This is a genomic window from Pararhizobium gei (genome assembly GCF_029223885.1).
Taxonomy (GTDB): Bacteria; Pseudomonadota; Alphaproteobacteria; order Rhizobiales; family Rhizobiaceae; genus Pararhizobium; species Pararhizobium gei.
In genome coordinates this window covers 531188-554557 of the sequence record NZ_CP119409.1, presented here as the reverse complement: position 1 = coordinate 554557, position 23370 = coordinate 531188, and the positions used below count along the sequence as shown (strand labels likewise).

The window sequence follows — 23370 nt, the reverse complement described above, 5'->3', positions numbered from 1 at the left end:
ATCACTCCTCCTCATACGGGAGATCGTCAATAGTGACGCCGTCCGGCAAAGTCAGTTTGCGGACGATGTTGACGATGTGAAAGAAACGCGGCTCCAGAAAGTAGGACGTGCCATCGTGGAAGTCGTTTTCGACCCACTGATAACACAAGAAGTGTCGGCCGAGGCTCCTGCCGTTCATCGAAAAGCGTTCCGCTTCTTTTACGTAATGGGGTATGAGGTGGCCATCGATGCTAATCATGTAAAAGCCATCGCCTTCGAAATCAGCGTAGGAAACGCTGGCCTGCATGCTTAGCCAGTAACCGCCATCGTCTTTACGCTGCAAAAAATGGCGGGCGCTGTGGCTGGTCGGATGCATCCGCTGCAGGATGTTTTTCAGCTGGCCGATGCAGGCTTCAAGCGCCTGCTCGTCGTTAAGCGGGATGGCTTCCACGCCCGTTGATTCGGCGGCGGCCGGCAAAGCAATAGCCGAACTGGAGGCGGCGACCCGCAGGAAGGTGCGGCGTGAGAGGTGCTTAATCATCTCACACCTCGCGCAGCAGTGAGACGAGCCAGATTCGCGGCTCCTCAATGTTGTGGATCGCATCATTAAGAACGCCGCGCACGCTCGCGAGGTTATTGCGATCGATTATATCGAGATCGACGCCGAGGGCCATCCACACGCAGCGCAGCTGGTCCACACACTGGTCGACTTGGTCTACCACCAACGAAACTCTTGTCTCCTCCAGGAGATTTGTTGTAAGCTTTTTCTGCATTTGATTTTTCCTTTTAAGTGCACAAAAGCGGACGTCGGTTCCTAGGCCGAGACGTCCGCTTTTTTTGTTTCTCCGCTCGTCGAGGACACCAGCCCCCTTTGTATCAACTGGCGAATTGCCTCTGCCCTGGATCGAATGCGATTTGAAAACCCCCAATCGTCCACCGCTTCGATCGTCGATCGTTCGAGGCATAGTTGAAAGCGTTCAGATTTTAACTCGCCTTCTAACATCATCACTGACTCCATATGTGGGACCACCGTAATATGTGTATTACGGTGGTCCCATTGACGTCAAGGCTATAATATTACAGTGGTCCTACAAAGTAGGGAAAACACATGGCTCCAAAAACTGGCCGAGGATCCGATCAATTCAATCTGAGGATGCCCGCAGGAATGCGGGACCGCATAAATGAGGCGGCCAAGGATAGCGGTCGCTCCATGAACACCGAGATTGTTAGTCGCTTAGATCAATCCCTGAATATGGATCTGGAAGTCGATAATGTGTGGCAAGAGGTGCATCGCAGGGACGCTCAAATTCGCGCGCTGGAAGAAAAACTTTACGAGCGAGAAAAGGAGCAAAAAGAAATTCAAACCAGAGCCATGGAGAGAGATCTCTACTGGACCAATATTTCTCTTGCGCTCAACGGCGTCAGGCGCGCTAACTTGATACAATTTCGCGCATCACTTAAGCACATTCTCATGAGCAGTGATAATTTTCCGCCTTCACTTAAATCATACGCGGAAGACATGCTTTCCGTTCTCAATGAAAAATATGACGATCTACCGGAAACCGCTGAGGCTATGCGTTTTCTGGTTACCCAGGCGGATGACGCTCACAATCTTGTCTACGCTGCACCTGACGGTGAGCTAGATCCCGATTTTATCATTGATCCACCGAAGCAGAAATAAGCAACTTATAGATGCCAAGGTAGGCATCATCGGTTTTCGCTGTTGCACCTGAATAAACGTGAAACACTTTTTCAAAAAAGGTAGGCAAATGGCCGACTATAGAGAGATCTCACAGGGATATGCACATCAGGGAATCAATGCCGCCTTCCTGATTAATGGGGGCGCGGCCATCGCGCTCTTAAGCCAGGCGTCCGACTTACGCGAGGGCGGTCTGGGAACGGTCGTCGCGACGGCAATGCTGATCTGGGCGGCTGGCACGCTGCTGGCATCAGCCACATGGCTTTTGGCTTTCGTCTCGACTCGTTACGTTGACAAGAGTGAACGCGAGGAACACTTAGAGGAAGCACATCTGGCACGCTCTAACGCTTACATGATGGCTTCCGTTATCACCGTGATGGTTTCGTTGGGCTTGTTTGCTGCCGGCTGCGCTGCCTTATCCTTCGGCTTTTTGTAAAGCAGGCCGATCGTCGATTATCTATCTGAAAGGCACAACATGACCGAAAAAGATATGGATCTGTCAGGCTGGTGGCACACCAACTGGGGAATGTCGGAAGACGAAATGAAGGTCGCGCTGCGTGATGCAAACCTCAAAAAGGTTGACCGCGAAGACTATGGTGAAACCTATGTAGATTTCACCATTGAAGACGTCAATATAGGCGGCTTTAAATTCATCGTTTCATTTCAGATGGGCAAGAAATCGAACAGGCTGCAGCGGGTGTCAATGAAGCATGATCTGCCGCTCGGGGTTTCGCAGAAAGCTCAGTTGAAAGCAGTGTACGATGCTTTGGTCAAAGACTTTGGCGCTGGTGAACCGCAGGACAGACCGGACCGGTTCAAGTGGTCGTTCCCGACGACGACGATAGAGCTTCACCCGCTCAACCTTCCAAACTCGCTCAACTTCGTCTGTGTGATCTTCTCACGCGCTGGCAATGCAACATAGTGGCGGGCCGTCAGCATCGATGATGTAATGACGCTTCGAAGGGTAATACCAACCGTCAGTGAGCATGACTCTGAAGGGGATTCCCAGCAGCCAACGAATCTGAATCTGTGATGCAAACTGGAGGTTTGTGATGGGTTCAGCGATTTCTTTGCGATCGGACTTCGACGGAGCCAGGTTGCGGCTTCTGGCTCGGCAGACACGCGATGCCGATCAGGCACGGCGGCTTCTGGCACTTGCATCGATCTATGATGGCGGCTCACGCGCCGATGCCGCCCGGCTTGGCAGTGTGACGGTTCAGATCGTGCGCGACTGGGTGGTGCGCTTCAATGAACGCGGTCCCGCCGGCCTTATCAACGGCAAGGCCCCGGGCAAACCTTCTCTCCTGAACGATGAACAGCGAACGGCTTTGGCGCAAGCCATAGAGCGCGGACCGACCCCGTATCTGGATGGAGTCGTTCGCTGGCGTCTGTGTGATCTGGCGCAATGGATTTGGGAAGAGTTCCGCATCTCGGTGAGCGAGGAGACCCTGGGCCGCGAAGTGCGTGCCATGGGCTATCGCAAGCTCTCGGCTCGCCCAAGACATCATGCGCAGGATGCCGAGGCGGCCGAGGCATTTAAAAAAACTTCCCCGCCGCTGTGGCAGAAATCGCCGCAGGTCCCGCCAAGGGCAAAGTAATCGAAATCTGGTTCCAGGACGAAGCCCGGATAGGCCAGAAGAACAAGATCACGCGTCGTTGGGCCAAGCGGGGCTCAAGGCCGTCCGCGCCGCACGACCAGCGAACCCGATCGGCCTATATCTTCGGTGCCATCTGTCCCAAGCACGGCAAGGCCGCCGCTCTCGTCATGCCGTGGTGCGACACCCATGCCATGAACCAGCACCTGATCGAGATATCCCGCAACGTCGCCGTTCATGCACACGCCGTCCTCATCATGGATCAGGCCGGATGGCACATGTCCAACAATCTCGTCGTTCCAGAAAACATCACCATCCTGCCACTGCCGCCCAAATCGCCCGAGTTGAACCCGGTCGAAAACATCTGGCAGTTCATGAGGGACAACTGGCTCTCAAACCGAGTCTTCAAATCCTACGAGGATATCGTCGACCACTGCTGCTACGCTTGGAGAACCCTCCAGCAACGACCATGGAAGATCATGTCAATCGGCCGACGCAAATGGGCGCAAGGGTTCTAATCAGTGACGGTTGGTATAAGTTCAACATGTCATCTATTTCCAAGATCGCATCGAAGCACGTTACTGAAATCACAGTAGAAGACTTTCAGACTCTGATTGACTTGGAAGCTGAAGAAACGGCCATCCTTGAATTGAAGGCAGATCTGTCCGCTCCCAATGGTGGAAAAAGCTGGAGGAAAGGCGAAAAAAGCGTGCAACCCACGGAGCGCGATGCCCTGGCAAAGGAGATTGTCGCTTTTGCAAACACCAGAGGCGGTCGAGTTTTTGTTGGAATATCCGAGAGTAGTGACAATCCAAGACGAGCAAAGCAACTTGCACTGCCCCTCCCCCGCATTTTTGACCTAGCTGTGAGCTTTCAGGAGGTTGTCCATTCGGAGCGGATTTAGGAGACTGGAGTTACCACACCTCAGTTTTCCAGGATCGCTCCGAATGAACATTCATAAGAATGCCCGACTGACGCCTGTGCGTCGAGAAGAAATGGCTTTGGCGGTAACGAGCGGGCGGGTGTCCCCGGCACAAGCTGCGCGCATCTATGGCGTCTCGCCGAAGGTCGTGTCGCGCTGGGTCGCGCGCTTCAAAACGGCGGGACGCGACGGCATGGCGGACCGTTCATCGCGGCCCAGAAGCAGTCCCCGGCAGACGGGCGGCGCTCTGGTCGAGCGCATCGCCGATCTTCGCAGGCAGCGGCTGACCGGCAAGCACATTGCCATGGAGACTGGTGTTTCGCCTGCCACCGTCAGCCGGGTTCTCAAACGTGTCGGCCTGTCACGGATGAAGGACCTCGCCCCCGCCGAGCCGGTCGTGCGTTACGAATATGCCGAGCCAGGCGGCCTGATCCATCTCGATATCAAGCGCCTCGGCCGCTTCGACCGGGTTGGTCACCGCATCACCGGCAACAGGACGGGCCAGAGCAGATCCCGTGGTGTCGGCTGGGAATACGTCCACGTCTGCATCGATGACGCCTCCCGCATCGCCTTTACCGACATCTTCCCGGACGAAAAGGCTGCCAGCGCGGTTGCCTTCCTCACGGCCGCCGTCGCCTATTACAACAGCCTCGGCATCACAGTCACGCGCGGGATGACCGACAATGGCTCCTGCTACAAGGCCAGGGACTTCGCAAAAGCCTGCAAGGCGCTTGGTCTCAAGCACGTCCGCACCAAACCCTACACACCCAAGACCAACGGCAAGGCCGAGCGCTTCATTCAGACGGCATTGCGGGAATGGGCCTATGCATGCGCATATCCATCGTCAGAGCACCGCAAATCGAATCTGCCAAACTGGACCCACATGTACAACTGGCATCGCCCCCACGGCAGCCTAAACTCAAAAACACCCATCGGTCGCCTCGGTCTAAACCGGGACAACCTGTTGAGGCTCCACATCTAGCCGAACGGCTGAAGGATGCGCTCGGTCAAATTATTTCACCGCCAATTCAGGGCCTCACCGTTCGCGCGATCCCTTCAGCAATTGGTGCAAATGAAGGATTTATCGTTATCGATGTGCCACAGACGCTTTCAGCTCCGCATGGATTTGGACAGCCGCCGGGATGCTATTGGCGGAGAGACGCTTCATCAAAGCCCATGGAGATGAGTGATATGCAAAACGCGTTCTGGGAGGCACGAACGAGTAGGGAGCGCATTAAAGAGGAATTGGATCTCGGCCGATTGAAATTTTCACGTTATCATGATGACAAGGTAGGACTTAGTTTTCGTTTCACCGCCCTCTCGGAACGAGCAATGGATATTCCCAAGGTTGCGAAAGACCTGCGATCTGGAAAAATAGCCCCCTGGAGTCAGTCTTCCGCGGGCGATGGCATAGCGGAATATCCTCTTTGGTCGCTTGAGGAATGGCAGTTCAGAGCCTTTGGTACCGAGAGGTACAAAGAAAGCCTTGGAACGGTCCGCGCCAAAGTGTGCAGTCGCTGGCGCATCGAACAGACTGGAATCATTGAATTACTTGGAAACATAGACCCCAGTGGCGTCGAACCAGACATTCGCATCGATCCATACGATGCAACTGCTACAGCCGCCCATATGCTCTATCTCGCGCACTACATTGGTCGCTATAACGGCAAAAATTCAGCCCGATGGGTCGTTGATGCGCAGTTTAAATCTACAGAGGAAAAGGGTTACATCGAAACTCGCGGAGGGCTTATTCTAGGAAAATTCGATCTTACAAGAGGAGCGCGCTTCCGAGCTATTGCAATAGATTTGGAAGAGAACGCCGATGCGACCTTCCGCATCCTGGAAGATCGCATCTGGGAGACGTTCGGTATTGAATGCCCGAAGAATGGACGCTATCCATTCGCCCTGCCAAAGGCACCCTTGGCCGATCTATAGATGCAGCGGCGTGGCGTCACGGTGGCGAATTTCCCCACCGTCATCGAAAATGTTGCCCACTACCGGCGCTTCGCCTGCATCGCATCCCGTCGCACGGCCTTTGCCGCGTGACGGTCAAGCCCGTTGTCGAGCGCCAGCTTGAAGAACTCATCCGGGACTGAATCATCCGTGAGGCGATGACGCCGCACGATCTCGCGTGTCTTCGCGGTCAGGGCAATGATGTCGCTTCCGCTGAATGTCCCGAAGCTGGCGAGCTGCTGTTCGAACTCGCGAATTGCTGCCGCTGGCAGATCGGCCCCGTACAGGAAATAGCGCAGATACCTGCGAAAATGCGGGTGCGCAAAAATGTCTGGGCCGTAGGTACCGTTGCTCTCGAACACCTCCTTGCGCGAAAGCTTCGAAGGGCCGCTCGTGTATGCCGGATCGTTCCAGTATGCCAGGCGCTGTGGCGGGATCGCCTTGCGGTCGTTGAGTGACTGAAGCAAGGCAAGGATAGGCTCCCGGTTCGCAAGATAAATGACATGCGGATCCTCGCCGGACGGCAGATGGTCCCGTAGGTCGATGCGCTCCACAAGCGCATTTTCCGCGCCCGTCAGGTCGATATGATGCCTATTCATGTCTTCACCCCTCACCATCTAAAATTAAATAGGTAGTGACCGAGTGTTTCACCAGGATCACCGTGAAACATCTGGCATTTTTGTATCACAAAAACACTTGCACGCGCGATTAAATGTGATACATTAATCGCATGAACATCACCTATGACGAACCGAAACGCCTTTCGAACATAGCCAAGCATGGCTATGATTTCGCAGACCTGACGGTCGAATTTTTCGAAGCCGCCCGCATCGAAGATGCAAAGCAAGGCCGGTTTCTCGCTATCGGTGATTTCAACGGCACTGTCGTCGTCGCGGTTGTTTTCCGGCCGCTCGGTTCGGAAGCCCTCTCGGTGATTTCCATGCGCCGCGCAAGCCGAAACGAAAGGAAGTGATCTTCATGAAGAAAGTATGGCCCAGTTTTGAGACGAAAGACCTTGGCGAGAACGACGATGCCGAGCTGATGCGCCGTTGGCAGGTCTACAATGATCAGATGCAGGCGATCATCCAGGCTGGTGGCGTCCGCCAGGACGCGGACGGCTGGTGGATTGACGAGGCGACCGGCGACATGATCGGCCCCGATCCCGAGATCGAGCGCCCGCTTTCCGCCCACGAGGCGGGGAAAGCCAAGCCGTTTCGCGAAGCCTTCCCCGACCTCGCCGCAAGCATCGATAGGACCAGGAAGGGTCGGCCGCCGATTGACAACCCGAAAGAGCAAATATCCATCCGCCTTTCCCCGGACGTGATCCAGGCATTCAAGGCGACCGGCAAAGGCTGGCAAACGCGCATTGACGACGCGCTGCGCAAGGCTGTCGGCCTCTAGGCCGACCGCTTCCTGACGCGTCGGAACATGGATATCTAAGCGGTCCGACGCCGCATGGCACGGCGCATTTGCCGGTTGAGACCGGCGACGTTTGCGGCTGGTTCTTCAACCTCTGGCTTGATCTTTCGTCCGATACGGTCCTTCCACACACGAACCCGCTCGATGCTTGCCCCTTCGGCTGTAACGCTCGCAAGATCGACGTGCCCGCCGATCGCATAAAAGGGCTCTCCCTCATATCCCGGAAGATTGTCGGCTTTCGTGGCTCGCATCAGGTCCATGATTTCGGCACCTTTTGTTTTCGCCCATATATGACCATCGCCACGGACAGGAAGAATGCCACGATCAAACAGCGCCTGACTATCGAAGTAAGAGCCGCAGGCAAGCAGGAATTCGACTGAGTGCAGTTCGAACGGCGCGAAGTCTGGAAGCGTGGGATAGCTGTGAATTCGGAACTGCTGCGGTCCTTCGGTCGGGTGCCAAACGGCGACCGCGAAGTCAAAACCGGCCTTTTCATCATTCTGGAAGTGACGACGCACCGATAAGTTCAACTGGTAGGATCTTAGCGCGTCGATCATCTCGATAACACCATTTTCGTCAGCCAGGCTGCAAAGGGCGCGTGCATGCGCCAACGAATGTCCGCTTGCGCCGCGAACGGCGATCGCGACCGGCACTTTGTCTCCGACCATAACTTTTCTCTGAAAGCTCGTGATAGTCCCGTCAGCATCGTATGCCGCTCCATCGGCAAGAAGCTGGATGGAGTCAGGAAGGCGAACTGATACAAAAGCACTCATGTGGATTGTCCTTCTTCACCGGAAATTATTACGGTCGATCTGGTTACGGACATCGACGCCGTATTATGGATTCCAGCCCCTACGGAAGGGTTCACTGGCATTTTGCCGCCGGTAAGCGCCGAGAAGAAGCCACTCACGCCGCCGACGTCGGCCAGCGTTGTTTGATTGTCGCCGAATATCGCATTCTTCAGCGGATTGGCGACCGCCAGCTGCAGCATTTCCCTATTGATATCCCCGAGAATGCTCTTGAAGATATCAGCTCCGTTTTTAAAACCGTTCTGCAGCCCATCGGTCATTTTATCGATAGACGACCGTCCGATTTCACCGACGCTCTCCCACGTAGATCCGTATTGCTTTACCAAATTATCGGCGCGCAAAATGGCCGCATCTTGGCTGGTCAAATCCACCGGCAAACCCGCTGAGCGCAGTTGTGAGGCGATACCCTTCTCGCTCTCGCTCCTAAACATCTGGTCGCGTTCAAACTGTAGATTTTGTACAAGTTTGGCCGATGCCATCTTGTCCGTTAGCCGGCCGTATTCATCCGCCTGATTGCGGATCGCGTCGATCTGTGGGCGGCTCAGTCTGATATTCTTCGAAGTCGCATCATTAAGCGCATCCTGCTCAAAGCGCATTTTAGCCGCGGCGCCAGCCGTCAAGCGTGAGCAGGCCGTACTCATCCGCCTGCCTGCGGATCGCCTCGCGCTGCGGGCCACTCAGATCGATGTTCCTCGAAACCGCATCATTGAGCGCATCCTGCTCGAAGCGCAATTTAGCTGCGGCCCCGGCTGACATGCCGAGCAAGTCATGCTCCTGCCGCAATTGCCGCAACCGATCCTCACGCTGGGTGGAGTCCTTCTTGACAGTCGTATCGATATCTATCGACCTGCGGGGGTCAGCAGTCGGCACGGCCGGGTTCAAGGGCACAAACTGATTGTATTCTCCGTCCCGATTAACCGTGCCACCGGCCGTCACGTCAAAGGTCTGGAGCAACGCCTTCCGCATCTTTTCAGCGGCGATCTCGGTCAATTCGAGGTTGGCCCGCATCTCTTTGAGCTTCTGAATAGCAGGATTATTTTCCAGATCGGCCTGCAGCTGCTGCACACCGCTGATCTCTTCGGGAATGCGAACGAACGGCACACTCCCGATGCGTGGGTCAGCCATCCCGCGAGCCTCAAGGTTCATGCGAACGCTGCTGATCGGGTTCGTGCTGTCAAACGGCTGGTACCAATCTCCCGGATCGCCGGCCGTGATGTCGCGCCGTACCTGATGACCGGCAATGGCAATCTCGGATTGCTGCAGGGCGATGGAGGCCTGCTGGCGCTGTGCTTCCAATTCCAGCAACGCCTTCTTCGCATTGAACTCGCGCTCGGTGTTCGCAATGATTGTCGTCGTGGCATCCGAGTGCGCCCGAGCGCTGTCGGTGATCACATCGTTGTAGGTTTTCTGGACCTGAGAAAGCTGCGAGACCTGCCCCTCTATCTGCCGCCAGGACGCCGCCTGTTCAGCCAAGGCCCGTGTATTATCGTCAATCGCAAGCGTCGCCTCGACCGAATAGGAGCCGATCAGACGATAAGCGCCATAGATACCGGCAAGCACGGTACCCACCGGCACGGCAACCCTTACGACCGTCCCGAGGATATTGCCGAAGTCCTTCATGGCCGCATTCAGTCCGCCCTGCGAGGCGTAGAGTTGCGCAATCTGCGGCCCCTGTTGCGCAGCGATCATCCCGAGGCCCATGCCGCCATAGGCAGACTGTCCGATGTCAAAAAGCTGATAATTCAGGTTCTGGCGTCGATTTTGCAGCAAGTTGTCGTTCGCGCCATGCATCATCGGGTTCGTGCCCGGCGTCGCCACCACATTATTCGTGCCCGATCTCGCAACGACATTGTTTGCGGCAAGCTGCGCATCCCGAACACGATTGATGGCCTCGACCTGCTGTTGCTTAAGCAGGAGAATATCCTTATTTGCCTGCTGCTCTGTCGTCACACCAGTCAGGACAGCCTGGTTGATCAGTGAAAGGCTTTTGGTCATCTCCCGTTCCATCCGCAGTTGCGTATGGAAAACCGGGTCCAATTTCGCCTGCAGGTTCTCATAGGATCGCGTCACGCCATCAATGCTGCGAGGCACGCGCAAATAGAGATCGCTTTGCCGCTGAAGGTAAGCCGCTACCTTTTGTTCGACCATGGCGGCACGGTCGCCAAAATGGTCATAGGCACTCCCGGCCGCCTGCATTCCGGCGACCGTTCCCGAAGCGTCTACGATCAGTTCGACAATTCTCTGTTCCCGCTCAGCGGCCATGATCTTCGTCCTTCATGCCTGCAAGGATTGCCCGAAACGAAACGCTTGCAGGCAAGTCCGTGAGGATCTCGAAACTTTCGATAAGGGAGAGGTTCAGTTCCCATGCCTCCCGCTTGCGGTTGGCCGCGCGCAACATCACGACACGGCGGAAACCCGTCATGATCGTATCCATCGCCGTTTCCAGCTTGGCGGCCCTCTCGACGGCTGCGTGCAGCGCTCGCACAGCGGCATCGCGTTCGGACTTCAATGTTGAGCTTCCCAGGTCGATCTTCATGTTAGCGCGCACTCTTGACGCGGCGCTGGGTGATCCAGTCTTTCGCGACCCGGCGAAGCCCCTGCATCGTGAATTCGAGCGTCTGGACGCGATCGACCATTCCGGCCGACTTTGCCTCAAGTCCCACCATCAGCCCGCCCTTGCCGAATTTTTCAACGACCTGAGACGCGGTGACCTTGCGACCCCGCGCCACGTCCGCAATGAAAATCCGCTCAAGGGCGTCGAGTGTCCGCCGCACTTCCGCGACGCCTTCATTGGCTCCGAGATCCGGCCGTTTGTTCGGCGCGTTGGTGCTGACGATTTCAACATCGAGATAGCCACTTTGTCCCGCCGCCACCTGGCGAGCCGTCGCCACGACGACACCGATCGAACCGACGACGGCCGTACGATCCACGGCAACCTCGGATGCGGCGCTGGCAATCCAATAGGCGGCAGAGCATGCCTGCCCCTGCACATAGGCCATGACGGGCTTGATTCGCGCCGCTTCGGCAACCTTGTTCGCGAAATCCGCAATTCCGGTAACAGCGCCGCCAGGACTGTCGACAAGCAAGAGGATTGCGCCGACTTCGCTATTGTTGTTGATCGCCGCCGCCAGATCGATTGCCAGCATGTTGCAGCTCGTCGCACCGGACATTTCGGTCATCATGTTGGCACGGGGAAATATAGGCCCCATGACCGGGATAATAGCGACGTTATCGACCAGGGATGCACGGTGTCCGCCGGTCAGCTTCGTTGCGCCGGGACCGGCCATGTGCTCGTAGTCGCGCTTCTGCCACGGCTGAACCTCGCGCACGGTCGGCGAGCCGTTATCGCGCTGGGCCAAGGCCGCAAGACGCGGCAACCAGGTCGGCTCTATGGCCCAGTGGGTTTGAAGCAGGGAATCAATCGCAGACATCGGCGGAACCTCGTTTCTTCTAAAGCCCGGCGCATCGGGAGTGACGATGCGCCGGGCCATGACGGGCCAGATGATCTAAATCCGGCCAATAACCGGCCGCCGTGGCAGAGGCCGGGTTTTTCCGAGCGGGAAAGGATTACCGCCCGGCGTTTTCCGCGCCCGTGGACAGACGGGCGCGCAGGAAGGCTCAAACACGAGCCTCCAAGGTGACAAACGGTGACCGGGTATTAGATCCATTCGCGGACAGGACCGGTTGTTTCCAACCCGGCGCGCCGTCGCCTCGCCAGATGAAACGAACCGCGACCTCATCCTCCACGAACCGGACATGAATGCTCATTTCGGAACGGAGGCCAAGGTCGAGAAGCAGATATTGCGAGAGATCGGCAACGGAAATATCCCCGACATCACCCAGCGCCGGAGCCTGTTCCATTGCGATCATCGGCCGTCCGTAAAGAAGCGGAAACGTGCTCCCGCCCGTTCCGGCCGGCTGGTACACTTGGCCGAGATCATCAGCCCCGGACCCTCGCGTGAGAGAGGATTCTACATCTTCGTTGACAATCCAGACGGCACGCCGGCGCGATGCAACGGGCAACCGCTTCCACATTGCGCCGATGTTGTCGGGCAGAATGGTGCCTGCAGGCTGGCCAGCCTCCTTTGCGACCGTGATCAGGCTAGGGGACTTGAGATATCCAAGCGGTTCCCCGATGCCGGATCCCGCCATGATCGCGCGATCGAGCGCGAATGATGCCTCCGCCTTGAAGACGGCCTTCATATGCTCGTTGAGCGCTATCGCATCCTCGAGGAGTTCATCTGACGCGTAACCGAAGCAGAACAACTTCTTCGGTATCAGGCTGATCTGGTTGTATTTCGGCTTTGACGGCAGGAACTGAGCGCCCTCGGATCCCCAATAGGCGCGCGCGCCGCCCCAGCGTGACCCATCGGCCCGGCTGGTTTCATCGATACCGGGCAGGACCAGGCCTGCGCGGCCCCGGCCGTTGCGGCGTCGATCAGTAAGCGGAGCCAGCAGGCTTTCGCCAAACGCCCCCCGGATCAGGTCGATTGCATGTTCCAGCCATATCAGAAAACCGCCGTCCGTGCCGATGACCGAGCTGTTTCCGAGAGCTGCGACAAGGCGCGGATCGCGCTTTCCGCCGCGCAGATCATCTGCAATGGCGGCCACCTGATGGCCAACGGTCGGAAATGCCGAAAACCTTTCGCCTGTCGTGCGAACGAAGGGCGTTGCGACCGGTCCCGCCACGATGGTGCCCCTGGTCTGTTCCGGCGCAATGAGCGGAGCCGCATGATTGGCAACCGGCAAAGCCGGCTTATCCGACAGGGCAAGCATATCGAAGACATTGCGTAGCGCCACAGACGGATCGCCGGTGAGAAAATCGACCATGTCGTCGGCCGCGCCGAACTCGTCAGGATCTCGCTTCATCGTCGTCATTCTCCTGTCCACTTCCCGACTTTCCAGTTGTCGGCGGCGACCTTGCCGAAGGTGTCCAACTGGCCCTGATTGAGGGTGAGAAGGATCACGTCGAGAGCCGGCATGTGGACTAGAACACGCGGATCCTGCGGCGGCCGAAGTTGTTCGGCGCGGGTAACGGCTTCTTTCAGCTGCTTGGCGATCTTGAAGACCTCGGCGAGCGCAGCGACATGAAGGGGCTCGAAAACATTCTTGTATTCGGCCCGAATCGCCGTCTCGGCCTCGGCCTTTGCCGCCTTGACGCGCTGGGCCTGATCGAAATAAGCCGCGTTCATCACGTCCAGCGAAAAATCGAGATCGTCGCGCAGCTGCTCAAGATTTCGGTACTGCGCCCGCTCGCCACGGTCGAGATAGGCGGTTTTGGCATTCGTCAGCGCATCCGCCTCGGCCTGCGCCCGCTCGAAAATCTGGCGTTTCAGGGATGTCAGCTCGTCCTTGGTCGCAGTCATGTCCCGGCCGATTTTCTTCAGCTTGGCATGCTCGGCCGCATAGTTCGGGAAATCTTCGAGCTTGGACAATCCGGGAGGCGGCACGGCAGTGGGAAGGCTCATCAGCATCGATCTATCCTCGTTGAGGACAAATCCATAGCGCGAGTCGTTCGCCTGCGCTTGGGACTTAATTGGGACTTTTTTCACGGACACCATTTTCAGGATATCTGCGCGCCGCCTGGTGAACTTGCGCCGGAGGCGATCCTCTGTCGCGGCCGAAGATTGCCCCATGACGCCAAGCTGGTCCCGCGCCAGCCGCGCCGCTTCCCGAACGGAAACAGGGGGCGCATTGCGGCCGACAACCATCTGCCCCATGAGGATCAGGGCGGTATCGTCGTCGGAAATTTCCTTGCGGCCTTTGCGTTTTAACATCTGTCGCGCTCATTCCTCGGAAGCCGGTAGATCATTCCTTTGCCCCGCCACGGCTTGCGCCGGATCGGGAGCGCCTTTGCCGCCAGTCGGCGCGACTGCGCTCTGCGATCAGGCCGGGGAACAAATCGGCGAATTGTTGAAGCACTGCCGGTCGCCTTACCATGGCCGACGCCCGTTCATTCTCCTGACGCGCCGTGATCCGCGCCCGGCTGCATGCCGCAGTGCAGACAAGTTTTCTCGACAGGCTCGACCGCCGAAAGCTCGCCCCGCACTGGACGCAAATCCGCGATTTTCCGTCGTCGGAAAGAAATGCACCATTTTTTGCCATTTCGACCACTACCACCAAAAATTGATCAATGAATTCAATAGATTGCTAGAAAATCTGTCCTGTTGGGCATGCCGGAAAAGGGCAATTTCCCAAAAAAACACCGCCCAGAAAAAAAACCTCTCGCTGATACCCTTGCGGTGACGCCCCCTTGGCCTTCCCAAGGATTTACACCCCCCTACCCCTCCGCCCGCCCTGTCCGGGCCACCTCACGCGTGCAACGCGATCAACAGGCCATCGAGGTCCGCGTCCTCACCCTTCGGAAGATGGATGTCCTCGCCTTGCTGCGGCCCCCCCGAGGCTGCTAATGCACATGAACGCTCCCCTCGACACCATTCAGGCGATCCATGCGAATTCCCGCACTGATGAACGCCATGCCTCCACCTCGCCGCCCCATTTCTGCCCGGACTGCAGCTTTCAGGCTGCATTCGTCCAGCCAGTTCCAGACGGCTGCCTTGGCCCGAGTATCCAAAGCGGCAATTGCGTTGTCGAGGCGGTACTCGGCGGCACTCCAAGCAGCCTCAGCACGAGAACTTCCGGTTGTACCCTTCTCGCGTGATAGGTAATTTCGATTGATTGGCCCCGCCTCCTCGCCTTTCAAAAGCCCATCCGGAGCCGTCTCCGAACTCGGAGATTTACTGTTGTCCGCCACGTGTTCTGAAGCTGGTTCGGGAGAGATAGGTTTATAAGATGGGTTCCTATAATAGGTTTGTAGGACATTTTCGCCCGGGGTTTTGGGACATTTCTGCCCGGTGTTACCGGACATTTTTGCCCGGTTACTATCGCCATCGTCAGGCCCAATTCCCGACCTCATGCGGCGGTCCCAATCGCTTACGATTTGTCTGAAAGCGGGCCAGTTCGGTCGATAGCTTGCGCGCGAAGATTTGCCACCGTGACTAGATGTGAGCTTTCAGGAGGTTGTCCATTCGGAGCGGATTTAGGAGACTGGAGTTACCACACCTCAGTTTTCCAGGATCGCTCCGAATGAACATTCATAAGAATGCCCGACTGACGCCTGTGCGTCGAGAAGAAATGGCTTTGGCGGTAACGAGCGGGCGGGTGTCCCCGGCACAAGCTGCGCGCATCTATGGCGTCTCGCCGAAGGTCGTGTCGCGCTGGGTCGCGCGCTTCAAAACGGCGGGACGCGACGGCATGGCGGACCGTTCATCGCGGCCCAGAAGCAGTCCCCGGCAGACGGGCGGCGCTCTGGTCGAGCGCATCGCCGATCTTCGCAGGCAGCGGCTGACCGGCAAGCACATTGCCATGGAGACTGGTGTTTCGCCTGCCACCGTCAGCCGGGTTCTCAAACGTGTCGGCCTGTCACGGATGAAGGACCTCGCCCCCGCCGAGCCGGTCGTGCGTTACGAATATGCCGAGCCAGGCGGCCTGATCCATCTCGATATCAAGCGCCTCGGCCGCTTCGACCGGGTTGGTCACCGCATCACCGGCAACAGGACGGGCCAGAGCAGATCCCGTGGTGTCGGCTGGGAATACGTCCACGTCTGCATCGATGACGCCTCCCGCATCGCCTTTACCGACATCTTCCCGGACGAAAAGGCTGCCAGCGCGGTTGCCTTCCTCACGGCCGCCGTCGCCTATTACAACAGCCTCGGCATCACAGTCACGCGCGGGATGACCGACAATGGCTCCTGCTACAAGGCCAGGGACTTCGCAAAAGCCTGCAAGGCGCTTGGTCTCAAGCACGTCCGCACCAAACCCTACACACCCAAGACCAACGGCAAGGCCGAGCGCTTCATTCAGACGGCATTGCGGGAATGGGCCTATGCATGCGCATATCCATCGTCAGAGCACCGCAAATCGAATCTGCCAAACTGGACCCACATGTACAACTGGCATCGCCCCCACGGCAGCCTAAACTCAAAAACACCCATCGGTCGCCTCGGTCTAAACCGGGACAACCTGTTGAGGCTCCACATCTAGACCGCTCGAACAGCCCATGTGCTGCACATAGCTCGTTCGTCGCCCGGCGCACTGTCTTTTCATCGACGCCAAGCAGCATCGCCAGACGTGCAATGCTTGGGTCACATTGGCCGGTGCTCTTGTTGAAATGATCGAGGATTGCAGCACCAACAGCTTTGTCAGCACTCGAAAGCCCACGCGCTACGTTCAGCGCCTTATGAGCTATCGCTACGTCAGCTTTCTCGCGGTTTTGACGCGACATCACGCACCGCCGTATTCGATGTGGTGCGCTCGTTTTGCGGCCTCTATTGCTTGAATGCTCGTCAGATTGAAGCGGCTGCGCAGCAGTGGCAGCAACGCGCCGGACACGGCATCACGGTTGCGCGCCAACCAGCCTGCAGCAAGTTCAACATTCGTGGGAGGCGCCGAAGAAACAGCAACCTTTTCAAAGCGTGTTTTTAAGGCGTTGGGCGGCTCAAGTGGTTGTTTTTTAGATGGTGGGGCATTTCCGCTCTGTCCGCCATTTTTCGAATACTATCTCCACGCTTTGAAAGCTTTGTCGACCGTTCGATTGACGCTTTAGATGAAGGCCTTTTCGTCGTCATCCTGGAGTCGGTCCGGAACTTGCTCATTTTAAGCAGAGCCTTTGCAGCATGATCGCTTGACGAACGCGACGCGAAGTCCGGGCAGGACGCTTGCAGACCGGAGAGTGCGCCTGAGGCCGTCCCGTCCTCGTGATGGCAAAGAAGACACTGTGCCAGGCCATCATAGCTGTCGCGGCGGCACTGCGGGCTTGACGGGCCTGTCCGATTGTGAAGAACTCCCGCCTCAAATAGATGCCAGCATTTCAAGCGGACATTCAGCATGCTCAAGTGGCGACTGGCAATAATGATAGTGCTTGCAGCAGCACTTTCCGGTTGCGGCGGACATGTCAGGGGCGTCATGCAGCCTGTGACTATCACCGGCACTCCAAAGGGGACCGCGGTCGTGGATATGCTGGTGGCAACGAGCCGCCGGCCTTCGGACGACCCGGCGGTGCTGTTTACAGGCGAGCGTGCCAGCCAGCCGTCGATCACCGATGTCGCCGTGTCGATTCCGCCCGACAGTGCCCGAATGGTGGGTACCGTACAGTGGCCGAAGAAGCTGCCGCCGGACCCGCAGAAAGATTTCGCGGTTGTCCGCGTCAAGCCGTTGTCCAACATCACAGAAGGTCGCGCCTGGCTGGCGCAGCATGCCGGCGGCGGACATGCGATGGTCTTCGTGCACGGCTTCAACAACACCTACGAAGATTCCGTGTTCCGGTTTGCCCAGATCGTCCATGATTCGGGTGCGGACGTCATGCCGGTTCTCTTCACCTGGCCTTCGCGCGCCCGCGTGTTCGATTATAACTATGACAAGGAAAGCACCAACTACTCGCGCACATCGCTCGAGCAGACACTGAACGGTCTCGTCCAGGATGGCCACGTCAAGGATATCACCATCCTTGCCCATTCGATGGGAACATGGCTCGCCATGGAATCGATACGCCAGATGGCTATTCGCCAGGGAAGACTGCCCTCCAAGATCAAAAACGTCATTCTTGCCTCCCCCGATATCGACGTTGACGTCTTTGCCCGGCAATGGAGCGAGCTCGGCGACAATAGACCGAACTTCACGATTTTCGTATCGCAGGACGACCGTGCACTGGCGCTGTCGCGCTATATCTCCGGCGACGTTCTCCGGCTGGGGCAGATCAATCCGGCAGAAGAGCCCTATCGCACCAAGCTCGAAAAAGCCGGAATCACGGTGGTCGATCTGACGCAGGTGAAAACGGAAGATGCGCTCAAGCACGGAAAATTTGCAGAAAACCCTGAAATCGTCCAATTGATCGGCAGGCGGCTGGTGACCGGGCAAACGTTGACGGACTCCGATATCGGCGTCGGCGACGGCATTACCGCTCTGGTCGCCGGCACTGCGAACAACATCGGCCAGGTCGCGGCCGGTACCGTGGCAACGCCGGTCAACCTCCTATCCGGAAATATGAGATCGAAAAAGCGTCCGCCTGACGAGGTCGACCTGATGCTTGAAAAAGAAGATTCCCCAATCGATTGACGCCAGTGACAACCCGGCTCGGAACCTTCGATGCTCCGGGCCGTTCTCCTGACATTAAGAGGAGAACCATCATGCCTACAACCATCCCCGTTCCACCGACTGACGAGACCCCGCGTGGCCCGCAGACGACGCCTGGCCTTCCCGACCGGACACAGGACAAGCCGGCAACACCACCGCTGATCGACAAAGGCGATACACGAAACCCGAACGATCCGGTGCTCAACCCTGCTCTTCTCCCGATTGGCGATCCCGCCGGCATGGCGTGAGGCAGCGCCATGACGGACGATGCAAATACTACACCCGAGCAAAAAGCGCCTTTGGACGTCCATCGCCCGCCGGGAAAGCCTTTGCCTGCGGATGGTCAGTCAATAGCGCCTCCAACGGTCCAGCCTTCCGGCAAAGCGGATGAGAGTGACAGACCCGTGGTAAATCCCGTCACGGGCGGTGCTTTCTAGCAAGCGGTCAACTGGGCGGACGCGAATTGCGTTCGCTCAGTGGTTAACGACTTTAATACGATTTTCCACCGAATGGACGCCGATTACCGAAGCCGCAGCTTCCCCGACACAACCGATATCCGTTTCGCACGTTACGAATCCATCGAGGACGATCGTGCGGCCCAGCGCAACGACCGACAGGTTCGTCGTGTCGATGAGCGAAGCATACCGAATATAGCGAAGAACCTTGCCGGCAAGATCGTCGTCGGTCAGGTCGGGGTGATCGTCCTGACGAATGTAAATTTGTTTTTGCATGGTGGCGCCCTTCCGTGAAGAAACGCCCCTTGGTCACGAATGTTCCGCTTCGGACTTAATGACTGGCCTGCACATGGATGAATGCCTCTACCGCCGCCGCAATGAAGTCCTGTCTGGCATAATCCACCGGCTGCTCGCCCCGCATGACATGGCCGCACATTCGAACGGCCGCAGTGTAAGCTTCGCCCTCGCGCACGGGCCATTTGTCCAGAAGACAATGGACTGCCTCCCGTGTATTGCGCACGATGCGGTATCTTCCAATCCCGTCAAGTTCGAGGATAACGGGCTCCTGCCACCACTTCTCGACCATATCCATAGCCTCCGAAGATGATGATGGCATATGAGGCTTGCGTGAAATATGCGCCGTCGCCGTGTTCTGGGGGATGCGGGGTTGCGGCCTGCGGGCAACTGGGGCTTATACCGGGAATGGATGATAGGAACCCATAGGATCATCCCTAGTATCGGGCGGACGTGGAAACCGCCAAGAGGCTATGCAGATGTCTGACGTATTCTTGAATGTCGTGCCGATTTTCATCCTTATTCTATTGGGATGGCTAATCGTCCGGATGAACTATCTCAAGGATACCATCGGTGAGGCTCTGGGTGATTTCGTCTTCAAGGTCGCCGTGCCGGTTCTTCTGTTTCGAACGATCGCCGAAGCCGACTTCAAGGATGGCTCGCCCTGGCCATTATGGGTTGCCTATTTCTCGGGCGTTGCCTTGACCTGGACGTGCGGGCATCTGGCAGCCACGCTGGTTTTCAAGCGGGATGCGCGCACGGGCGTTCTGGCAGGCGTGTCTTCAGCCTTTGCGAACACGGTATTCATCGGCCTTCCGCTGGTGTCCCGCAATGTCGGCGAACAGGGGCTGGTGGCCCTGTCGATCCTGCTCTCGGTCCATCTCCCGCTCATGATGATCGCGGGAACCATCCTGATGGAGCGGGCAGAACGGAAGGCCAGCGGCAAGCCCGGTCAAAGTCCCTTGCGATTGTTGCGCGGCATCCTGCGCAACCTTGTGCGCAATCCGCTGGTCATCGGCCTTGCCTGTGGTGCTGCGGCACATCTTGTCGGCGTGCCGCTCGGCGGTCCGGTGAAAGTCGTCGTCGATCAACTCGCCGCGGTGGCAGCGCCCGCGGCCCTGATCTCAATCGGCATGGCGCTTGACAAATATGGCCTCGCGGGCAATTTCGGCCTCGCCTCCATCACCAGCATTCTGAAACTCGTCCTCATGCCGGCAGCCGTCTACGGCGCCTGCCATCTGCTTGGGCTGGACCAGCAACTGACCGCAGCGCTGGTCCTGACCTCTTCAGTGCCAACGGGTGTGAACGCCTGGCTGATCGCCCACCATTTCAACGTCGGACACGGGCTTGCCTCATCGACGATCACCCTGACGACGATGTTCGGCGTTATCTCCGTTTCCGCCTGGGCCTATATTCTGTTGTAACGGGGTCATTTTTCGAGACCACATCAACAAGAAAAGCCCGGCGTTGAAGCCGGGCTGATGAGCGTTCAGGTTGAAAAGGCCTCAAGGGGCGGGAGCGGTTTCCGTGGCGGGCTTGGCCTCGCCTCCGGTTGCCGGCTGAGCAGCCTCGCCGCCGGCGGCAGGCGTCGCTGCAGCGTTCACATCCGGCAATGCCACCGGTGTGTCCGCCTGCTCACGCAGCCAGGCAATCAGATTGGCGCGCTCGTCCGGCTTCTTGACGCCGGCAAAACCCATGGCGGTACCGGGAACATGCTTCTTCGGCGCCTCGATGAAGAAGCTCAGGTGATCATAGGTCCAGGTCTTGTTCGCTTCGGCGAATGTCTTCATGCCGGCGGAATAGCTAAAACCTTCGTGTCCTGCGATCGGGCGATCGACGATGCCCCAGAGATTGGGGCCGACCTTGTTGGGTCCGCCCTTCTCCGAGGTGTGACAGCTCGCGCATTTCTTGAACACGGTCGCTCCAGAAGCGGCGTCGGCAGAAGCAAGCAGCGGCTTGATATCGATTTCGGCTTCCGCAGCGGCACCTGAACCCGCATCCGCGGCGCCTTCTTCGGCGATAATAGCAAAGCCTTCCTTTTCGGGAGCTTCCGAATGGAAAATGCCTTCCGATGCGATCGACACGGACATCAAAACGAAGACCGTGCCAAGAAAGGCACCGACGCCCATGTTCACATATGAGTTCATCTGCAAACGCTCCCTTGCAACCGGCGCAAACAAAGCGCCAGCCTCTCTTGAAATCGGGCGGAACCTATGTCTTTTGGCTTTCCGTTGCAACAAGGATTATACGCACCGGACTGAGACCTTTTGACACTTTTCCGATGCATTTTGAAGGCCAAAGCCGTGACTCGCGATAATTTCGACAGAACTTTGATCCTCATTCCCGCTCGCATGGCCTCCACCCGCCTGCCGGGAAAGCCTCTGGCGGATATTTGCGGCCTGCCGATGATCGTCCAGGTCGCGTTGCGTGCACGCGATGCCGACGTGGGGCGGATCGTCGTCGCGGTCGATCATCAGGAGGTTTTCGAGGCGATCACCGCCGCCGGATTCGAAGCCGTCATGACGCGTGTGGATCATCAGTCCGGCTCCGATCGCATTCACGAAGCGCTGCTTAAGAGTGATCCAGAAAACAAGGCCAAGATCGTCATCAATGTCCAGGGCGATCTTCCGACAATCGAGCCAGAGACCATACGCGCCGCCTTGCGACCGTTGCAGAATCCCGCGGTGGACATCGCGACCCTGACGGTGGAGATCGATGACGAGGCTGAAAAAACCAACCCGAATGTCGTCAAGGTCGTGGGCTCGCCGATTTCCGACAGCCGGTTGAGAGCGCTATACTTTACGCGGGCGACCGCCCCTTACGGCAGCGGTCCGCTTTATCATCACATCGGGCTTTATGCCTACCGGCGCACGGCACTCGACAAATTCGTGTCGCTGTCGCCCTCACCGCTGGAAAAACGCGAATCACTCGAGCAGTTGCGGGCGCTTGAGGCGGGCATGCGCATCGACGTCGAAATCGTCAAATCCGTGCCTTTGGGTGTCGATACGCCCGCCGATCTTGAAAAAGCCCGCCGCCTGCTTGCCACCAAACTCTGATTGGAATCATCAATGACCGCCAAGACCAACCGAATTTCCTTCCAGGGTGACTTTGGCGCCAACTCGGATATGGCCTGCCGTGACATGTTTCCGGACATGGAGCCGCTGCCCTGCCAGACCTTCGAGGACGCGTTTCTTGCGGTCGAGAGCGGTGAGGCCGATCTCGGGATGATACCGATCGAAAACACCATCGCAGGGCGTGTCGCGGATATCCATCATTTGCTGCCCGAGTCGCGCCTCCACATTATCGGTGAATATTTCATGCCGATTCGCTTCCAGTTGATGGCGCTGCCCGGCGTGACACGCGATGAAATCAGGACCGTGCACAGCCACATCCATGCGCTTGGCCAATGCCGCAAGATCGTTCGGGCCAATGGCTGGAAACCGGTGGTTGCCGGCGACACAGCGGGGGCTGCGAAACTGGTCTCGGAATTGGGAGACCGGTCGATGGCCGCCCTTGCCCCCCGACTTGCGGCAGACCTCTACAAGCTCGACATCATTGCGGAGAACGTCGAGGACACGGAAAACAATGTGACGCGCTTCGTTGTTCTGGCACGGGATCAAAGGGAAATCCGGCGACATGCCGAAAAGGACGTGATCGTTACCACCTTTGTCTTCAATGTCCGCAATATTCCCGCCGCGCTTTACAAGGCGCTCGGAGGCTTTGCCACAAACGGCATCAACATGACGAAGCTGGAAAGCTACCAGCTTGGGGGAAAGTTTATCGCGACGCAGTTCTATGCCGATATCGAAGGCCATCCCGAAGACGCCCATGTCCGTCAGGCGCTTGATGAATTGCGGTATTTTTCGGAGAAGGTCAGGATCCTGGGCTCTTATCCCGCGCATCCTATGCGGCTCGTTCTGTAGGAACGATACCGGCCTTTTTAAAGGGCAAAAACTGGCGGGTTTCGTTTGTGGCCAAAAAATGGTTATTTTACGGAGGACCCTCAGCGGTTTGTATGTCGCATAAAACTGGTATTGCTCGACCGTGCGCCATTCCATCCAACAGCAATTAGGCGGCTTGCCGTGGCTCCAGCGGCATGCGCCACAAAAGGTAG

The 23370-nt window shown here is 57.5% G+C and carries 29 protein-coding genes and 1 pseudogene; 16 read left to right on the top strand and 14 right to left on the bottom strand.

The features are described 5' to 3' along the window. Nucleotide 1 precedes the first annotated feature (1 nt). Both PY308_RS02555 and PY308_RS02550 read right to left on the bottom strand, forming a co-directional pair. A complete protein-coding gene (locus PY308_RS02555; RefSeq protein WP_275787730.1) occupies nt 2–520 on the bottom strand; it encodes a hypothetical protein in 519 nt (172 codons plus the stop codon). Nucleotide 521: 1 nt separating this feature from the next. Continuing rightward, complete coding sequence (locus PY308_RS02550; protein WP_275787728.1) at nt 522–752, bottom strand: hypothetical protein; 231 nt, start codon at nt 750–752, stop codon at nt 522–524. 335 nt (nt 753–1087) lie between these two features. On the opposite strand from PY308_RS02550, the gene PY308_RS02545 reads away from it, so the two are divergent. The 7 genes from PY308_RS02545 (at nt 1088) to PY308_RS02515 (ending at nt 6130) form a co-directional block, all read left to right on the top strand. Next, nucleotides 1088–1660, top strand: coding sequence for an Arc family DNA-binding protein (locus PY308_RS02545; protein ID WP_275787725.1), 573 nt, complete (start codon nt 1088–1090; stop codon nt 1658–1660). An 88-nt stretch (nt 1661–1748) separates the two neighbouring features. Further along, entirely contained in the window at nt 1749–2114 is a 366-nt protein-coding gene (locus tag PY308_RS02540) for a hypothetical protein (RefSeq protein WP_275787723.1), read from the top strand. A 39-nt stretch (nt 2115–2153) separates the two neighbouring features. After that, the gene (locus tag PY308_RS02535) at nt 2154–2600 is read left to right on the top strand and encodes a hypothetical protein (protein WP_275787721.1); all 447 of its coding nucleotides are present in this window, start codon (nt 2154–2156) and stop codon (nt 2598–2600) included. A 130-nt stretch (nt 2601–2730) separates the two neighbouring features. Beyond that, nucleotides 2731–3791 (top strand): IS630 family transposase gene (locus PY308_RS02530; RefSeq protein ID WP_275782665.1). Its coding sequence is split into 2 segments (ribosomal slippage): nt 2731–3223 and nt 3223–3791, totalling 1062 coding nucleotides; the frame shifts between segments, so codons are not numbered across the junction. Next, complete coding sequence (locus tag PY308_RS02525; RefSeq protein ID WP_275787719.1) at nt 3743–4177, top strand: AlbA family DNA-binding domain-containing protein; 435 nt, start codon at nt 3743–3745, stop codon at nt 4175–4177. The genes PY308_RS02530 and PY308_RS02525 overlap by 49 nt, the downstream gene beginning before the upstream one ends. Before the next feature lie 43 nt (nt 4178–4220). Next, a complete protein-coding gene (locus PY308_RS02520) occupies nt 4221–5177 on the top strand; it encodes an IS481 family transposase (RefSeq protein ID WP_275787692.1) in 957 nt (318 codons plus the stop codon). 209 nt (nt 5178–5386) lie between these two features. Further along, nucleotides 5387–6130: a hypothetical protein gene (locus tag PY308_RS02515; RefSeq protein ID WP_275787717.1), complete on the top strand. Its 744-nt coding sequence runs from the start codon at nt 5387–5389 to the stop codon at nt 6128–6130. Nucleotides 6131–6189: 59 nt separating this feature from the next. On the opposite strand, the gene PY308_RS02510 is transcribed toward PY308_RS02515, so the two are convergent. Then, nucleotides 6190–6747 (bottom strand): hypothetical protein, encoded by a 558-nt coding sequence (locus PY308_RS02510; protein WP_275787715.1) that lies wholly within the window; start codon nt 6745–6747, stop codon nt 6190–6192. Nucleotides 6748–6878: 131 nt separating this feature from the next. On the opposite strand from PY308_RS02510, the gene PY308_RS02505 reads away from it, so the two are divergent. Together PY308_RS02505 and PY308_RS23045 are read left to right on the top strand one after the other, a co-directional pair. Continuing rightward, complete coding sequence (locus tag PY308_RS02505; RefSeq protein WP_275787712.1) at nt 6879–7121, top strand: BrnT family toxin; 243 nt, start codon at nt 6879–6881, stop codon at nt 7119–7121. A gap of 5 nt (nt 7122–7126) precedes the next feature. Beyond that, a complete protein-coding gene (locus PY308_RS23045; protein WP_434064231.1) occupies nt 7127–7549 on the top strand; it encodes a BrnA antitoxin family protein in 423 nt (140 codons plus the stop codon). Nucleotides 7550–7584: 35 nt separating this feature from the next. On the opposite strand, the gene PY308_RS02495 is transcribed toward PY308_RS23045, so the two are convergent. The 7 genes from PY308_RS02495 to PY308_RS02465 all read right to left on the bottom strand — a co-directional run bounded on the left by PY308_RS02495 (nt 7585) and on the right by PY308_RS02465 (nt 14153). Further along, on the bottom strand, nt 7585–8235 hold the full coding sequence (locus PY308_RS02495; RefSeq protein ID WP_275787710.1) for a hypothetical protein: 651 nt from the start codon (nt 8233–8235) through the stop codon (nt 7585–7587). Between the two features lie 101 nt (nt 8236–8336). Then, nucleotides 8337–9017, bottom strand: coding sequence for a hypothetical protein (locus PY308_RS02490; protein ID WP_275787707.1), 681 nt, complete (start codon nt 9015–9017; stop codon nt 8337–8339). Next, a complete protein-coding gene (locus tag PY308_RS02485; RefSeq protein WP_275787704.1) occupies nt 8974–10638 on the bottom strand; it encodes a hypothetical protein in 1665 nt (554 codons plus the stop codon). The genes PY308_RS02490 and PY308_RS02485 overlap by 44 nt, the downstream gene beginning before the upstream one ends. Further along, nucleotides 10628–10912, bottom strand: coding sequence for a hypothetical protein (locus PY308_RS02480; RefSeq protein WP_275787702.1), 285 nt, complete (start codon nt 10910–10912; stop codon nt 10628–10630). Before PY308_RS02480 ends, PY308_RS02485 begins: the two co-directional genes overlap by 11 nt. A gap of 1 nt (nt 10913) precedes the next feature. Continuing rightward, entirely contained in the window at nt 10914–11807 is an 894-nt protein-coding gene (locus tag PY308_RS02475) for a S49 family peptidase (protein ID WP_275787699.1), read from the bottom strand. A 187-nt stretch (nt 11808–11994) separates the two neighbouring features. After that, nucleotides 11995–13254: a phage major capsid protein gene (locus tag PY308_RS02470; RefSeq protein ID WP_275787697.1), complete on the bottom strand. Its 1260-nt coding sequence runs from the start codon at nt 13252–13254 to the stop codon at nt 11995–11997. Then, nucleotides 13251–14153, bottom strand: a complete 903-nt coding sequence (locus PY308_RS02465; RefSeq protein WP_275787694.1) for a hypothetical protein — start codon at nt 14151–14153, stop codon at nt 13251–13253. The genes PY308_RS02470 and PY308_RS02465 overlap by 4 nt, the downstream gene beginning before the upstream one ends. Before the next feature lie 1309 nt (nt 14154–15462). On the opposite strand from PY308_RS02465, the gene PY308_RS02460 reads away from it, so the two are divergent. Further along, entirely contained in the window at nt 15463–16419 is a 957-nt protein-coding gene (locus PY308_RS02460) for an IS481 family transposase (RefSeq protein WP_275787692.1), read from the top strand. An 82-nt stretch (nt 16420–16501) separates the two neighbouring features. Here PY308_RS02460 and PY308_RS22925 read toward each other — a convergent pair. Next, nucleotides 16502–16660, bottom strand: a pseudogene (locus tag PY308_RS22925) (hypothetical protein); the annotation flags it as partial. Between the two features lie 602 nt (nt 16661–17262). Here PY308_RS22925 and PY308_RS02455 point away from each other — a divergent pair. The 3 genes from PY308_RS02455 (at nt 17263) to PY308_RS02445 (ending at nt 18944) form a co-directional block, all read left to right on the top strand. Continuing rightward, nucleotides 17263–18489, top strand: coding sequence for an alpha/beta hydrolase (locus PY308_RS02455; protein WP_434064190.1), 1227 nt, complete (start codon nt 17263–17265; stop codon nt 18487–18489). 71 nt (nt 18490–18560) lie between these two features. After that, nucleotides 18561–18755, top strand: coding sequence for a hypothetical protein (locus PY308_RS02450; protein ID WP_275787687.1), 195 nt, complete (start codon nt 18561–18563; stop codon nt 18753–18755). A gap of 9 nt (nt 18756–18764) precedes the next feature. Beyond that, the gene (locus PY308_RS02445; RefSeq protein WP_275787684.1) at nt 18765–18944 is read left to right on the top strand and encodes a hypothetical protein; all 180 of its coding nucleotides are present in this window, start codon (nt 18765–18767) and stop codon (nt 18942–18944) included. A gap of 36 nt (nt 18945–18980) precedes the next feature. Here PY308_RS02445 and PY308_RS02440 read toward each other — a convergent pair whose 3' ends face one another. Both PY308_RS02440 and PY308_RS02435 read right to left on the bottom strand, forming a co-directional pair. Next, nucleotides 18981–19238 (bottom strand): BON domain-containing protein, encoded by a 258-nt coding sequence (locus PY308_RS02440; RefSeq protein ID WP_275787680.1) that lies wholly within the window; start codon nt 19236–19238, stop codon nt 18981–18983. Between the two features lie 55 nt (nt 19239–19293). Further along, nucleotides 19294–19554: a DUF982 domain-containing protein gene (locus PY308_RS02435; protein ID WP_275787677.1), complete on the bottom strand. Its 261-nt coding sequence runs from the start codon at nt 19552–19554 to the stop codon at nt 19294–19296. A gap of 181 nt (nt 19555–19735) precedes the next feature. Here PY308_RS02435 and PY308_RS02430 point away from each other — a divergent pair, with 181 nt between their 5' ends. Continuing rightward, on the top strand, nt 19736–20680 hold the full coding sequence (locus tag PY308_RS02430; protein WP_275787675.1) for an AEC family transporter: 945 nt from the start codon (nt 19736–19738) through the stop codon (nt 20678–20680). Between the two features lie 81 nt (nt 20681–20761). On the opposite strand, the gene PY308_RS02425 is transcribed toward PY308_RS02430, so the two are convergent. Next, complete coding sequence (locus PY308_RS02425) at nt 20762–21403, bottom strand: c-type cytochrome (RefSeq protein ID WP_275787673.1); 642 nt, start codon at nt 21401–21403, stop codon at nt 20762–20764. A gap of 204 nt (nt 21404–21607) precedes the next feature. Between PY308_RS02425 and PY308_RS02420 the strand changes: the two genes are divergently transcribed. Continuing rightward, nucleotides 21608–22312 (top strand): 3-deoxy-manno-octulosonate cytidylyltransferase, encoded by a 705-nt coding sequence (locus tag PY308_RS02420; protein WP_275790986.1) that lies wholly within the window; start codon nt 21608–21610, stop codon nt 22310–22312. Between the two features lie 12 nt (nt 22313–22324). Next, entirely contained in the window at nt 22325–23179 is an 855-nt protein-coding gene (locus PY308_RS02415) for a prephenate dehydratase (RefSeq protein ID WP_275787670.1), read from the top strand. Nucleotides 23180–23370: the final 191 nt, after the last annotated feature.